The sequence below is a fragment of the Stenotrophomonas sp. 1278 genome, from assembly GCF_029892765.1.
In the GTDB taxonomy this organism is placed as follows: Bacteria; Pseudomonadota; Gammaproteobacteria; order Xanthomonadales; family Xanthomonadaceae; genus Stenotrophomonas; species Stenotrophomonas indicatrix.
Map to the genome: position 1 here is coordinate 251,829 of NZ_JARXWD010000002.1, position 12,994 is coordinate 264,822.

13 protein-coding genes are annotated in these 12,994 nt (G+C 66.2%); 12 read left to right on the plus strand and 1 reads right to left on the minus strand.

Annotated features, from left to right (window positions below):
* Positions 1-35 precede the first annotated feature (35 nt).
* From M2299_RS03340 to M2299_RS03350, 3 genes are all read left to right on the plus strand, one after another.
* On the plus strand, positions 36-857 hold the full coding sequence (locus M2299_RS03340) for a pyruvate, water dikinase regulatory protein (protein ID WP_025879262.1): 822 nt from the start codon (positions 36-38) through the stop codon (positions 855-857).
* 171 nt (positions 858-1,028) lie between these two features.
* A complete protein-coding gene (locus tag M2299_RS03345; protein ID WP_099842854.1) occupies positions 1,029-1,541 on the plus strand; it encodes a DUF1249 domain-containing protein in 513 nt (170 codons plus the stop codon).
* A gap of 40 nt (positions 1,542-1,581) precedes the next feature.
* Entirely contained in the window at positions 1,582-2,070 is a 489-nt protein-coding gene (locus M2299_RS03350) for an 8-oxo-dGTP diphosphatase (protein ID WP_080148528.1), read from the plus strand.
* 95 nt (positions 2,071-2,165) lie between these two features.
* Here the strand turns inward: M2299_RS03350 and M2299_RS03355 are convergent, their stop codons facing one another.
* Positions 2,166-2,816 carry a class I SAM-dependent methyltransferase gene (locus M2299_RS03355; RefSeq protein WP_280883869.1) on the minus strand — a complete coding sequence of 217 codons (651 nt, stop codon included), beginning with the start codon at positions 2,814-2,816 and terminating at the stop codon, positions 2,166-2,168.
* 345 nt (positions 2,817-3,161) lie between these two features.
* Between M2299_RS03355 and M2299_RS03360 the strand changes: the two genes are divergently transcribed.
* From M2299_RS03360 to M2299_RS03400, 9 genes are all read left to right on the plus strand, one after another.
* Entirely contained in the window at positions 3,162-3,776 is a 615-nt protein-coding gene (locus M2299_RS03360) for a phosphatidylcholine/phosphatidylserine synthase (protein WP_025879258.1), read from the plus strand.
* A 22-nt stretch (positions 3,777-3,798) separates the two neighbouring features.
* The gene (gene phaE / locus M2299_RS03365; protein WP_280883870.1) at positions 3,799-4,857 is read left to right on the plus strand and encodes a class III poly(R)-hydroxyalkanoic acid synthase subunit PhaE; all 1,059 of its coding nucleotides are present in this window, start codon (positions 3,799-3,801) and stop codon (positions 4,855-4,857) included.
* 3 nt (positions 4,858-4,860) lie between these two features.
* On the plus strand, positions 4,861-5,928 hold the full coding sequence (locus M2299_RS03370; protein ID WP_280883871.1) for a class III poly(R)-hydroxyalkanoic acid synthase subunit PhaC: 1,068 nt from the start codon (positions 4,861-4,863) through the stop codon (positions 5,926-5,928).
* A complete protein-coding gene (locus M2299_RS03375) occupies positions 5,925-6,293 on the plus strand; it encodes a YfeK family protein (protein WP_280883872.1) in 369 nt (122 codons plus the stop codon). The genes M2299_RS03370 and M2299_RS03375 overlap by 4 nt, the downstream gene beginning before the upstream one ends.
* A gap of 50 nt (positions 6,294-6,343) precedes the next feature.
* Positions 6,344-6,547, plus strand: a complete 204-nt coding sequence (locus M2299_RS03380; protein WP_025879254.1) for a PspC domain-containing protein — start codon at positions 6,344-6,346, stop codon at positions 6,545-6,547.
* Positions 6,544-6,996: a hypothetical protein gene (locus M2299_RS03385; protein WP_025879253.1), complete on the plus strand. Its 453-nt coding sequence runs from the start codon at positions 6,544-6,546 to the stop codon at positions 6,994-6,996. Before M2299_RS03380 ends, M2299_RS03385 begins: the two co-directional genes overlap by 4 nt.
* 724 nt (positions 6,997-7,720) lie before the next feature.
* The gene (locus tag M2299_RS03390; protein WP_025879252.1) at positions 7,721-7,936 is read left to right on the plus strand and encodes a hypothetical protein; all 216 of its coding nucleotides are present in this window, start codon (positions 7,721-7,723) and stop codon (positions 7,934-7,936) included.
* Positions 7,937-8,143: 207 nt separating this feature from the next.
* Positions 8,144-10,537 carry a Tex family protein gene (locus tag M2299_RS03395; RefSeq protein ID WP_280883874.1) on the plus strand — a complete coding sequence of 798 codons (2,394 nt, stop codon included), beginning with the start codon at positions 8,144-8,146 and terminating at the stop codon, positions 10,535-10,537.
* Between the two features lie 200 nt (positions 10,538-10,737).
* On the plus strand, positions 10,738-12,939 hold the full coding sequence (locus M2299_RS03400) for a PAS domain S-box protein (protein WP_280883875.1): 2,202 nt from the start codon (positions 10,738-10,740) through the stop codon (positions 12,937-12,939).
* Positions 12,940-12,994 lie beyond the last annotated feature (55 nt).

The window sequence follows — 12,994 nt, forward strand, 5'->3', positions numbered from 1 at the left end:
GGCCCTTTTAGGCTTCGTAGGGGGTAAATGCGCGCATGTCGACCATCCGTCCGGTGTTCTACGTTTCCGATGGAACCGGTATCACCGCTGAAACCATTGGGCATAGCCTGCTGACCCAGTTCTCCGGGTTCAGCTTCATTACCGACCGGATGTCATTTGTCGATGACCCCGAAAAAGCCCGCGAAGCCTGTGCCCGGATCCAGGCGGCGGGGGAGCGCTACCAGGTCCGGCCGATCGTGGTGAACTCCTGCGTGGACCAGAGCCTGAGCCTGATCCTGGCCGAAAGCGGGGCGCTGATGCTGGATGTGTTCGCCCCGTTCATCGAGCCGCTGGAGCGCGAACTGTCCAGTTCGCGCCTGAACCGGGTCGGCCAGGCCCACGGCATGGTCGACTTCGACACCTACCACCGGCGCATCAACGCGATGAACTTCGCGCTGACCCACGACGATGGCATCGCGGTGAACTACGACGATGCCGACGTGATCCTGGTGGCGGTGTCGCGGGCGGGCAAGACGCCTACCTGCATCTACCTGGCCCTGCATTACGGGGTGCGCGCGGCCAACTACCCGTTGACCGACGAGGATCTGGAGAGCGACCGCCTGCCGCCCCGCCTGCGCAACTACCGGCGCAAGCTGTTCGGCCTGACCATCGACCCGGACCGCCTGCAGCAGATCCGCCAGGAGCGCCGGCCCAATTCGCGCTACGCCAACCTGGACACCTGCAAGCGCGAGGTGGCTGCGGCGGAGGTCATGTTCCAGATGGAACGCATCCCGACCCTCAGCACCACCCATACCTCGATCGAGGAGATCTCCAGCAAGGTGCTCGGTACGCTGGGGCTGCAGCGCGAGCTGTATTGACGGGGGCGCCACGACCAACGGTCGTGGCCCACCTGCGCGGTTGACGGGTGCGCTACGCCCCACGGGCGTGACCCACCTGCGCGGTGGGTATCGACCGTTGGTCGATACAGGGCCCCTTTGGCCGGGGCCGATCAGTCCCCACGTTGAAGGGCCAACGTGTAGGATCAGCCCATGGCCCGAGCATTGCCCCGTACCGAGCGCATTCCCCGCCTGAGCCGGCTGAGCTGGCTCATGGGGTTGTACGCAGAGAACTACCGTCACCTGGTGCGCCTGTTCGCGCCGGCCGAGCTGGTGGCGGGAAGCTACGTCTCTTCGGTGGGTGATGGCCTGGACGTGCGCCTGGACGTGATCGAGTGCCACCGCTACACGGTCGAGCTGCGCCTGACCTATGACCTGGCCGACCCGGTGACCGGTGAACCGGACCCATCGGCCTTCGTCCGCCTTTACCGGGACGCGCGCCAGGCCGAGACCACCCACTGCTACGTCGGCCGCCGCTGGCAGGACACGATGGGCCTGTACCCACCGCCGGCCGAGCTGATCAGCCATCGCATGCGGATGAACACCTTCCTCGGCAAATGGCTGGAATACCTGGCCGAACGCGGCCATGGCGTGGCCACCCTGCGCCGTGATCCAGACGGCAACACCGTGGGTGAGGGCTACCGTCGCCTGTCGCTGGTGCGTTGATCGGCCATAATCCACGGCTGACCCGCCGCCGGACCCGCACATGCCGTATACCCCGATCGTCGCCACCCTGGGCTATGTGCTCTCGCCCGATCGCCGCCAGGTGCTGATGATCCACCGCAATACCCGGCCGGGCGACCACCATCTGGGCAAGTACAACGGCCTGGGCGGCAAGGTCGAGCCGACCGAGGACATCGCCGCCGGCATGCGCCGCGAAATCGCCGAGGAAGCCGGTATCGACTGCACGGCCATGCGCCTGCGCGGCACCATCAGCTGGCCGGGTTTCGGCAAGCACGGTGAAGACTGGTTCGGTTTCGTGTTCGTCATCGACAGCTTCGAGGGTGCCCCGCACGGCGGCAATCACGAGGGCACCCTGGAGTGGGTGGACGTGGACAAGCTCGACCAGTTGCCGATGTGGGAGGGTGACCGCAACTTCCTGCCGCTGGTGTTCGATGCCGATCCGCGCCCGTTCCACGGAGTGATGCCATACCGGGATGGACGCATGCAGAGCTGGTCCTTCAGCCGGCTTTGAGGCATTCCGGAGGCCGCTGCGCTCGCCGGACATGGTCCGGCGCTACCATCCGGCGCAGCCTCGGTAGCGCCGGGCCATGCCCGGTGGGGAGAGCTTCAGCGCCGGCGCGCCAGCAGCAGGTGGAAGTGCTTTTCCCGCTGCTGGCCGTCATTGCCGGCCGTGCATTCGCGATGCGAGCGCCATGCCGTGACGGTGAAGCCGGACACCCGCAGCGCCAGCTCCACTGCATCCAGCTCATGCAGCTCAAAGTCGGCGGCAAAGGGCAGGCTACGCATGAATCCGGCATCGCCGAAGGCCAGGCATAGCCGGCCGCCGCGATGCAGCACCCGTGCCAGTTCATCCAGTACCGGGGCCAGGTCCGGCCAGAAGTACAGGGTGTTGACCGCCAGCGCAGCATCGACGCTGGCATCAGCCAGGGGCAGGGCATGGGCATCACCCTCGCGCAGCGCGGCACGGCCAGCCAGGCCGCTGGCGGCAAGGTGCTGGTTGCCGGCGTCGACCATGGCACTGGACAGCTCGACACCCACGTAGCGACTGCCACTGGCCTGCAGCAGCAGCGGCGCAAAGGCGGCGTTGCCAGGACCGATTTCCAGCACCTGCTCTCCGGCAGCGACGGCCAACAGTGCGATCGCCGCCTGGTTGAGGGCGTCGTTGCTGCGGTTCATCGATTCGCCCACGGCCAGCGCGGCCTCGCCATGGGGCTGCCGCAACTGCGCGGCCAGGGTGCGTGCATCCAGCATCAACATCGTCCGTCGGTAAGGAGTCGGACGTGGCGGCGGCGGGTCCGCCGCAGACCATAGCGCTGGCGGATCGGCTTGGGAAGTAGGGAAACCCCGGCTTGTGGTGATGAGGAAATGTCCAGCGTCGCAGTCGGTGAGAACCAGTTGTCCACAGGGGGTGTGGATTACGCGTGGGCAACTTTGTGGATAAGCGCTGACAGGCGCCACCCCCCTAGGCTGTCAAGATGGGTGGCGAAAAATTCACCGCTGGTGAGGATCGGTGAGTGACGGGTGAAGGACAGGGGCAGCCCACGCTGTTGCCGGTGGCGGCGCTCGCGGTACCCTGTGGGCCTTGATGCCCCGTGAGACTTCATGAAACGTCACTTCTCGATGCTGCGCGAGTTCCATCTGGCGGACTGGTTCACCCTCGCCAACGCTTTCTGCGGCACCGGCGCGGTGTTTGCCGCAATGCGTTTCCTGCAGGATGGCGAGCGGGGCTACCTGCTGTTCGGCATGGCGCTGATCCCGCTGGCTTTCATTTTCGACGCACTGGACGGCCGCATCGCGCGCTGGCGCAAATCCAGTTCGACCCTGGGCCGCGAGCTCGACTCGCTGTCGGACGTCATTTCCTTCGGTGTCGCGCCCGCAGCGCTGGCCTATGCCTGTGGCATGCAGGGGGGCTGGGACTGGCTGGTGCTGAGCTACTTCGTCTGCTGCGGCGTCAGCCGCTTGGCTCGCTACAACGTAACCGCCGAGGCGATGAGCGGTGACGAAGGCAAGGTGAAGTACTTCGAGGGAACGCCGATTCCCACCAGCCTGGCGCTGGTGATCGTGCTGGCGATCGCCGCCGGCACCGATGCCATCGGCCACGACCTGTGGCTGGGCCAGTGGCAGATTGGCCCTTGGCAGCTGCATCCGTTGGTGCTGCTGTTCGCGTTGTCCGGGTCGCTGATGATCAGCAAGACCCTGCGCATTCCCAAGCCATGACCCAGCCCTGCGGAGGAGCGCGATGACCAGCTCGGCCAACGACGCCGGCAGCAGCGATTTCGAAAATCTGGCCCGCCAGTACTTCGGCGCCTGGGGTGATGCCTTGCGCCATGCAGCAGTGCCGGGAACCCCGGCTGGCGACGACCCGGGCAGCTGGAAGCGCCTGTTCGACTGGTGGGGCCAACTGCTGCCCGGGACCGGTGCTGCCGCGCCCGAGGAGGCAGTGCGGCGGTTCCGCGAGCAGGCTGGCAGCTGGTACGGCACCATGCAGCAAGTCGCTGCACGCTTTGCCGGCCGCGATGCCAGCAGTGCCGAGGTCGCCCAGGCTTGGCGTGAAGCGGTGAAGGGGCAGGGCGACGACATGCTGCAGTGGATGCTGCAGGGGGCCCGCGGCAGCACCCATGTGGACGCTGCTCCGCCCGAGTTCACGGCGTGGTTCCAGCAGTTGCAGACGCTGGCTGGCCCTTGGCTGCAGAGCCCGGCGTTCGGGCCCGGCCGCGAGCACCAGGCGCGGTGGCAGGCCCTGCTGCGCGCGCAGGAGGAGTACCAGCAGCATTCGCAGGCCTATGTCGAGCAGATCAAGCAGGCACTGGAAGAGGCGTTCGACCTGTTCGAGCAGCGCCTGGCCGAACACGAGCAGCCCGGCAGCCAGCTGACCAGCGCCCGGGCGATGTTCGATCTGTGGATTGAAGTGGCCGAGGAGGCCTACGCCAAGGTCGCCATGTCCGAGCCGTTCCAGCAGGTGTATGCCTCGCTGGGCAACGCACAGATGCGCCTGCGCGCAGGCCTGCAGCGCGAGGTTGAACAGATGAGTGAACGTATCGGCCTGCCCACCCGCAGCGAGATGGATGCCGCCCACCGTCGCATTGCCGAGCTCGAGCGCAGCCTGCGCCGGGTGCAGGCACAGGTGGCGGCGCTTGCCGGTACCGATGCCGTCGATCCCGTTGCCCAGCCAGCGCCTGCCAGGGTCAAGCCCGTCGCGCGCAAGCCTGCAGCGAAGAAGGCTGCAGCGAAGAAGCCTGCTGCGAAGAAAGCGCCAGCGAAGAAGGCCGCCACCCGCGCGACCACGCGGAAGTCGTAAGCCATGAAAGGACCGCTGGGCTTCAATGCCGATGACCTGATGCAGGAGACCCTGGCCATGCAGCGCAAGCTGATGGAAGGGTTGAAGCTGTTGCCGCAGGTGGAGGATGTCGACTATGGCGCCACCGCCCGCGAAGAAGTCTGGCGCGATGGCAAAGTGGTGCTGTATCGCTTCGTCGGCGAGAACGCGCCGGTGCGGCGCACACCGCTGCTGATCGTGTACGCACTGGTCAACCGCCCGTACATGGTGGACCTGCAGGCCGATCGGTCGCTGGTGCAGAAGCTGCTGGCCTTGGGCCAGGACGTATATGTGCTGGACTGGGGTTATCCGGACCGTTCCGAACGCTACCAGACGCTTGAGGACTATCTGCTGCGCTACATCGATGGCGCGGTGGATGCGCTGCGCGCACGCAGTGGAGGCCCGGTCGACATGCTGGGAATCTGCCAGGGCGGCGTGTTCGCCATGTGCTACGCCGCACTGCGGCGGCAGAAGCTGGGCAACCTGATCACCATGGTCACCCCGGTCGACTTCCAGACCGCCGACAACATGTTGTCGCACTGGGCCCAGCAGGTGGATGTGGATCTGCTGGTGGATACGCTGGGCAACATCCCGGCCGATCTGATGAATGCCAGCTACCTGATGCTCAAGCCATTCCGCCTGAACGTGCAGAAGTACGTGGGCCTGCTCGACATCCTCGATGACAAGGCCGCGCTGGAGGATTTCCTGCGCATGGAAAAGTGGATCTTCGACTCGCCGGACCTCGCGGGTGAAGCCTTCCGCGAGTTCATCAAGCAGTTCTACCAGGGCAACGGCCTGGTCAATGGCACCGTGCGCATCGGCGAAGAGGCGGTGGATCTGTCGCAGGTGACCCTGCCGGTGCTGAACATCTACGCCGAACAGGATCATCTGGTGCCACCGGATGCATCGCGCGCGATGCGTGGCCGGTTGGGCACGCAGGACTACACCGAATCCAGTTTCCGCGGTGGGCATATCGGCATCTACGTCTCCGGCCGCGCGCAGCGCGAAGTGCCGGCGACCATCGACAACTGGCTGAAGGAACGCACGCCATGAAACATTCCCCTCTGCTCGCGCTTGCTCTGGCCCTTGCGCCCGGCGTCGCCAGCGCTGCGCCGAGCGCCGATGCGCGCCGCGAGATCGCGCAGTTGATCGGAAGCCTGGATGGCTCCCAGTGCCAGTTCCAGCGCAATGGCAGCTGGTACGGTCCCGCCGATGCGCGTTCGCACCTTCAGCGCAAGTACGACTACCTGCTGAAGAAGAACATGGTCGACACTGCCGAGCAGTTCATCGAACGTGCGGCGAGCCAGAGCAGCATGAGTGGCAAGGCGTACCGGATCCGCTGCCCCGGCCAGCCCGAACAGAACTCCGCGGCGTGGTTCGGCGCCCGCCTGCAGGCCTTGCGCCAACGCACGCCGTAGACATTGCAGGCGCTACAGTGGCAACAGCCAGTCAGCCGGGAGACCTCGCCATGAACGCTGTGCCGCGCACCCTGTCGCGCTCGCTGAACGACCGCATGATTGCCGGGGTGATGGGCGGCATCGCCCATCGTTTCGGCTGGAACCCGACCCTGGTACGGGTGCTGTACGTGGTGGTCTCGCTGGCGTCGGCCGCCTTCCCCGGCATCCTGGTCTACCTGCTGCTGTGGCTGCTGATCCCCAACGAGGCGGATTGAACACCGCGTCCCGTCCCTGGCCGATCTGGCTGCGCGCGTTGCAGGTGCTGGGCGCGCTGTGGACCGTGCCCAATACCCTGATCGGCCTGCTTGGCGGTCTGGCCGGGTTGCTGGGTGGTGCGAAGATGCGCTGGAGCGGTCGTGATTGCGCGGTGGTTTTCGATCACTGGCCCTGGGGCCCGGGCGGAGCGATCACCCTGGGCAACGTAATCCTGCACACCGGCCACGATCTGGGCATGTGCTGCCGTACCTACGCGCATCAGGCGGGGTGGGGCGTGGAGCCGTTGATCCGGCTGGATGACCATGAACGTGCGCACGTGTACCAGTATCTGGTGCTGGGGCCGCTGTACCTGCCGGTGTATCTGCTGTGTGGAGGTGTCAGTGCGCGTAATCCGTTCGAGCGTGCGGCCGATCATTACGCGCGGTTCGGGCACGGCTGGTGGCCGTAGATTCCGGCCAACGGCGCAGCCCCTCGTGGGTGGGGCGCGAAATGCGATTCATGTGATTGGGCCGGGCAGGTGGGTTGCGCAGGGGCCGCTGCAAGTACGTCCCTGTAAGCTCGGTCGCCGCATCCATGCGGCTCACGCCCCTGCGCAACCCACCTGCCCGGCCCCTGACAGTTTCCGGGCGCGTCCAGCCACGGAGAAGAAAAAGAACAGCAACAGCGGGTCGCGCGCGGCGCTTGCTCGTGCAGAGCCGAGCCTGTGCTCGGCTCTACAGAAAGCGGCCAACCACGCCGCTTTTGCTTTTGATCTTCTTTTTCTCTTCCGTGGGTGGCGGCAGGCACCAGAAACTTGTCAGCGGCCGGGTGGGTAGGCATTGCGGGGTGTCCGCGGCATGGATGCCGCGGCCAAGCCCCCAGGGATGGGTTTACGGCGTCCCCGCAATGCCTACCCACCCGGCCGCCCCAGTAATCTGGCTTTTGCATTCCGCGACCAACCAACCCCACCCACGAGGGGCTGCGCCGTTGGCTGAAACCCTCGTATTCGTTAGCCGGAAGTTAAAGATCCGTAAGCATTCTGCTGCTATCCCGCAGTCATCTGCATGCAACCGATCGTCATTAGTCTTCGTGACGTTCCAGTCAGCTTGGTCGCGGTAAGCTCTATCCCGATGAGCCAACAAGTACCGCTCATCGTGTGCAGTACGCAGTAGCAATTTGGAGGAAGACATCACATGGCAATCGTTCTTTATGTCGGTGGTAGCAAGGATGGCGAGAAGGGCGTGGTGCCCTACGGCTTCAGCAAATCCCGCGCCGATACCGCGCTGGGGCCGGAGTTCTACACGGAGCGGTTCATGGAACTGCAGGGTGTCGGCAAGGTCCGCCTGATGGCGCTGGAGAGCCTGCGTGACGACATCGTCATGCAGCGTGCCGCCCGCCACTACCGCTGACCTTCGCAGTACGCGGCAGGACGCGCTCCACCATCGCGCGTCCGCGCCGGCATCCCAGCCCCGGGGCCAGTCCGAGCCCCTTTTGCCAGGATGCCGGCGTCCCATCCGGACCCGCCGCCTGAACCGCCGCTCTGTCAACGCCTTGTCCCTGCCGCCCGCGCATTGCAAGAATGGGCCTTTCCCGCAATGCGGCCCAGGCCGGAAACAATGCACGACGCCAAGCACGCCCAGCGCCAGCTCGCCCAGCAGATCGCCCAGACCATCGCCGATGAAATCGGTGCCCAGACCGCCCAGGTCAGCGCCGCTGTCGGCCTGCTCGATGAAGGCGCCAGCGTTCCGTTCATCGCCCGCTACCGCAAGGAAGTCACCGGCGGCCTGGACGACACCCAGCTGCGCAACCTGGAAACCCGCCTGACCTACCTGCGCGAACTGGAAGACCGCCGTGCGGCGGTGCTGGCCAGCATCGGTGAGCAGGGCAAGCTCAGCGATGAGCTGCGCAACGAGATCCTCGCTGCCGACACCAAGAGCCGGTTGGAAGATCTGTACCTGCCGTACAAGCCCAAGCGTCGCACCCGCGCCCAGATCGCCCGCGAAGCAGGACTGGAGCCGTTGGCCGATGGCCTGTTGGGCGACCCGACACAGGACCCGCAGGTCTTTGCCGCCACGTTCGTGGATGCCGACAAGGGCGTGGCCGATACCAAGGCCGCGCTGGAAGGTGCCCGCGCGATCCTGATGGAGCGCTGGGGCGAGGACGCCACGCTGGTTGGCGAGCTGCGCAGCTGGTTGAGCGAGCAGGGCGTGATCCGTGCCCGCGTTGCCGAGGGCAAGGAAACCGAGGGCGCCAAGTACCGCGATTATTTCGAGCACGCCGAGTCGTTGGCGAAGATTCCCTCGCACCGGTTGCTGGCGTTGTTCCGTGCGCGCCGCGAGGAGATCCTGTTCCTGGAGCTGGACCCAGGCAAGGATGCCGAGGCCGGACATCAGTACGCCGAAGGGCGCGTGGCGCACAACGCCGGTATCCGCGATGCGGGACGCCCTGCTGATCGCTGGCTGCTGGACGCCTGCCGCCTGACCTGGCGGGCCAAGCTGCACATGCACCTGCTGCTGGACCTGTTCAACCAGGCCCGTGAGAAAGCCGAAGCCGAAGCCATCGCGGTGTTCGGTGACAACCTCAAGGACCTGCTGCTGGCCGCACCGGCCGGCCCGAAAAGCGTGCTGGGCCTGGACCCGGGCATCCGCACCGGCTGCAAGATTGCCGTGGTCGACGCCACGGGCAAGCTGGTCGCCACCGACACCATCTACCCGCACGAGCCCCGCCGGCAGTGGGAGCAGTCGCTGCAGACGATCAAGCAGCTGTGTGCCAAGCACAACGTGCAGCTGATCGCGATCGGCAACGGCACCGCCAGCCGCGAGACCGACAAGCTGGCCGGTGAAGCCATCAAGGCGCTGGGTGACAACGCGCCGCAGAAGATCGTGGTCAGTGAAGCCGGGGCTTCGGTGTATTCGGCGTCGGAAACGGCGGCCAGGGAATTCCCGGACCTGGACGTGTCGATCCGTGGTGCGGTATCGATCGCGCGTCGCCTGCAGGACCCGCTTGCCGAACTGGTGAAGATCGAGCCGAAGGCGATCGGCGTGGGGCAGTACCAGCACGACGTGGATCAGTACCGCCTGGCGCGTGCGCTGGATGCGCGCGTGGAGGACTGCGTGAATGCCGTTGGCGTGTACGTCAACACGGCGTCGGCTGCACTGCTGTCGCGCGTCTCGGGCCTGTCGTCGACGGTAGCCGAGAACATCGTGCGCCACCGCGATGACAACGGTCCGTTCAAGCGTCGCAAGGACCTGCTGAAGGTGTCGCGCCTGGGTGAGAAGACGTTCGAGCAATGCGCAGGTTTCCTGCGTATCGCCGATGGCGATGAGCCGTTGGATGCATCGTCGGTGCATCCGGAAGCCTATCCAGTGGTCGAGCGCATCGTGGCCAGCACCGCGCGTCCGATCAAGGCGCTGATCGGCGACGGCAGTTTCCTGCGCGGCTTGAAGGCCGAGCAGTTCACCGACGAGACATTCGGTGTGCCGACGGTGCGCGACATCCTCAAGGAACTGGAAAAGCCGGGCCGTGATCCGCGCCCGGAATTCAAGGCGGCCCGTTTCGCCGAAGGCGTCGAGGACATCAAGGACCTGCGCGAGGGCATGGTGCTGGAAGGCGTGGTCAGCAACGTGGCCGCGTTCGGTGCGTTCGTCGATATCGGCGTGCACCAGGACGGCCTGATCCACATCTCGGCGCTGTCTGATACCTACGTGAAGGATCCGCGTGACGTGGTCAAGGCCGGCGACATCGTCAAGGTGAAGGTGCTGGAGGTGGACGTGCCGCGCAAGCGCATCGCCCTGACCCGTCGTCTGGACGACACGCCCGGCCAGGCTACCAGCCGCCCGGGCAGCCGTGACGAACGCAGCCAGGGGCAGGCGCCGCGCCGCGACGCCGGCAACCCCGGGCAGGGACGTGGCCAGGGGCGCAACCCGGGCAATGGCGGACGCCCGGCACAGGCCGCGCCGCCAGCCAACAATGCCCTGGCCGAGGCGTTCGCCCGGGCCAAGCGCAGCTGAGTCCGCCGTCCCCCTCCCGGCGCGATCCGGGCGGGGGACTTGTCGATGTTCCCCGGCAATGCGCACACTTGCGCCGGAAGGGGCGCCTGGGCCCCTGCTGTCGCTGGGGAGGCCATGCCGTCAGCACCATCCGCCCTGTTCCGTGACCGCTGTGGCTCGCCACGGCCTGCGGGCAGCTGCGTCGGCAGGAGAGGCGGCTGATGGCCGATCAGGGCAACAGCGGCAACGCACTGCTGGAGCGCCGGCTGCAGGAACTGGCCGAAGAGCGCCGCCGCCTGGCGATGATCATCGAGGGCACCGCGGCCGGCACCTGGGAATGGAACGTCCAGAGCGGGCAGATGCGGGTCAACGAACGGTGGGCCGAGATCGTCGGCTACCGGTTGGACGAACTTGAACCGATCTGCCAGAAGACCTTCATCGCGCTGGTCCATCCGGATGATCTGGCGCTGTCCGATGCGGCCCTGCAGGACCACTTCGATGGCCGCACCGACCACTATGTCTGCCTGTTGCGGATGCGCCACAGGAATGGCGAATGGATCTGGATCCACGATCGCGGACGGGTATTCGAATGGGACGGGCAGGGCAGGCCACTGTGGATGGCCGGCGCCCATGCCGACGTCACCGAACTGCAGCAGGCGCGCCAGGACGCGGCCGAAATGCGGCAGCGCCTGCAGGCGATGGTGGATGCTTCAGACGAAGTCGCGGTGATCGCGACCGACACCGATGGCATCATCACCATTTTCAATACCGGCGCGCAGCGCCTGCTCGGCTACACCGCCGCTGAAGTAGTGGGTACGCGCCGCCTGGATGCCTTCCACGACCCGGTTGAACTGCAGGCGTGGTTGCGACCGCTGGCGACCGCTGATGGACAGGTTCCGGGTGTGTTCGAGGCACTCAGTGCGCGTGCCGAGGGCCAGACGTATTCGCGGCAGTGGACACTGCTGCGCAAGGACGGTCAGCGTCGCCAGGTACGCCTGTCAATCAGCCGCATGGATGGCGCCCATGGCGAGCGCATCGGCTATGTCGGCATGGCCATCGACATCACCGAGATCCTGCAGGCGCGCGCCGAGGCTCGTCTTGCGGCGGAAAAATTCGCCGGTGCGTTTACGTCGGCGGCACTGGGCATGGCGCTGGTGTCGCTGGAAGGGCGCTGGCTGGATGTCAACGATGCGCTGTGCCGCATTCTCGGCTACACGCGCGAGGAACTGCTGCAGGTCGATTTCCAGCGGTTGACCCATCCGGCCGATCTGCAGACCGACCTGGCCCTGGTGCAGGACCTGCTGGCGGGGCGACGCACGCACTATCACCTTGAAAAGCGTTACCTGGGCCGTGAGGGCAACACCATCTGGGCACGGCTGTCGGTATCGCTGGTACGCAATGAGCGCGGTGAACCGTTGCATTTCGTGTCGCAGATCCAGGATGTCAGCGCCCAGCGCAGCAGCGAGCAGCGCCTGTTCGAAAGCGAGCAGCGCAGCCGCATCACCCTGGATGCGGTTGCCGACCTGGTACTCAGCGTGGCCCTGGATGGCCACATCGAATATGCCAACGCGGCCGCCGTGCGAATGCTTGCCGGCGATGGAGCGCTGTCGCTGGCCGGGCATCTCGTGCAGGACGTGCTGTCGTTGACCACCGAATACGCACCGCAATCGCAGCTCGACGTCAGCGTGCTGCTGGATCCGGAAAGCAACGCCGTGGATCTGCATGCCGATCTGCTGCTGCAGTTGGGCACCGCCGTGGTGCCGGTTGACTTGACCCGGGCCTGGCTTCGCGACGACGAGGGCCAGGTGCGTGGTGCGGTGTGGGTCCTGCGCGATGACACCCAGCAGCGTGCACGCGAGCGCGAGGCACGGCACCTGGCGGAGATGGACCCGCTGACCGAACTGGGTAATCGCCGCGGCTTCGAAGTGCATCTGCAGCAGGCGATCACCCGGGTCGAGCGGACCGGGCAGGCGGCGTCATTGATGTACATCGATCTGGACCGCTTCAAGCCGGTCAACGATACCTTTGGTCATCTGGCCGGCGACGCCGTGCTGTGGGCCGTGGCCAGCGTATTGCGCCATGGTGTGCGCGACTCGGATGTGGTGGCGCGTCTGGGCGGTGACGAATTCGCGGTGATCCTGTCCGGGTGCAGCCCGCGGCGAGCGGCGCGCATCGGCGGCGAGTTGCTGCAAACCCTGGCCAACCTGTCCATTCCGTGGGACCAGCACCAGCTGCGGATCGGCGCCAGCATCGGCATCGCACCGCTTGCCGCCGGCATGAGCGTGGACCAGGCCGTCGCCGCCGCCGATGCCCAGTGCTACCGGGCCAAGGCGATGGGTCGCAACAATGTGCAGGTGCAGGGCGAAACCGGCGAACTGCCCGGTAGCTCGCCGGCGGACGGCGGCGACCTCAGCGACGGCTGATCTCAGCCTGTGAGAGGGGCGCGGCGAATACTGCGCCAACGCCCCACCTTGGCAG

What these genes read in the sequence shown, in the direction of transcription:
- M2299_RS03340 (WP_025879262.1), top strand. Translation starts at nt 36, where the DNA reads ATGTCGACCATCCGTCCGGTGTTCTACGTTTCCGATGGAACCGGTATC.
- M2299_RS03400 (WP_280883875.1), top strand. Translation starts at nt 10,738, where the DNA reads ATGGCCGATCAGGGCAACAGCGGCAACGCACTGCTGGAGCGCCGGCTG.
- phaE (WP_280883870.1), top strand. Translation starts at nt 3,799, where the DNA reads ATGACCAGCTCGGCCAACGACGCCGGCAGCAGCGATTTCGAAAATCTG.
- M2299_RS03395 (WP_280883874.1), top strand. Translation starts at nt 8,144, where the DNA reads ATGCACGACGCCAAGCACGCCCAGCGCCAGCTCGCCCAGCAGATCGCC.
- M2299_RS03380 (WP_025879254.1), top strand. Translation starts at nt 6,344, where the DNA reads ATGAACGCTGTGCCGCGCACCCTGTCGCGCTCGCTGAACGACCGCATG.
- M2299_RS03345 (WP_099842854.1), top strand. Translation starts at nt 1,029, where the DNA reads ATGGCCCGAGCATTGCCCCGTACCGAGCGCATTCCCCGCCTGAGCCGG.
- M2299_RS03360 (WP_025879258.1), top strand. Translation starts at nt 3,162, where the DNA reads ATGAAACGTCACTTCTCGATGCTGCGCGAGTTCCATCTGGCGGACTGG.
- M2299_RS03370 (WP_280883871.1), top strand. Translation starts at nt 4,861, where the DNA reads ATGAAAGGACCGCTGGGCTTCAATGCCGATGACCTGATGCAGGAGACC.
- M2299_RS03390 (WP_025879252.1), top strand. Translation starts at nt 7,721, where the DNA reads ATGGCAATCGTTCTTTATGTCGGTGGTAGCAAGGATGGCGAGAAGGGC.
- M2299_RS03355 (WP_280883869.1), bottom strand. Translation starts at nt 2,816, where the DNA reads ATGTTGATGCTGGATGCACGCACCCTGGCCGCGCAGTTGCGGCAGCCC.
- M2299_RS03350 (WP_080148528.1), top strand. Translation starts at nt 1,582, where the DNA reads ATGCCGTATACCCCGATCGTCGCCACCCTGGGCTATGTGCTCTCGCCC.
- M2299_RS03375 (WP_280883872.1), top strand. Translation starts at nt 5,925, where the DNA reads ATGAAACATTCCCCTCTGCTCGCGCTTGCTCTGGCCCTTGCGCCCGGC.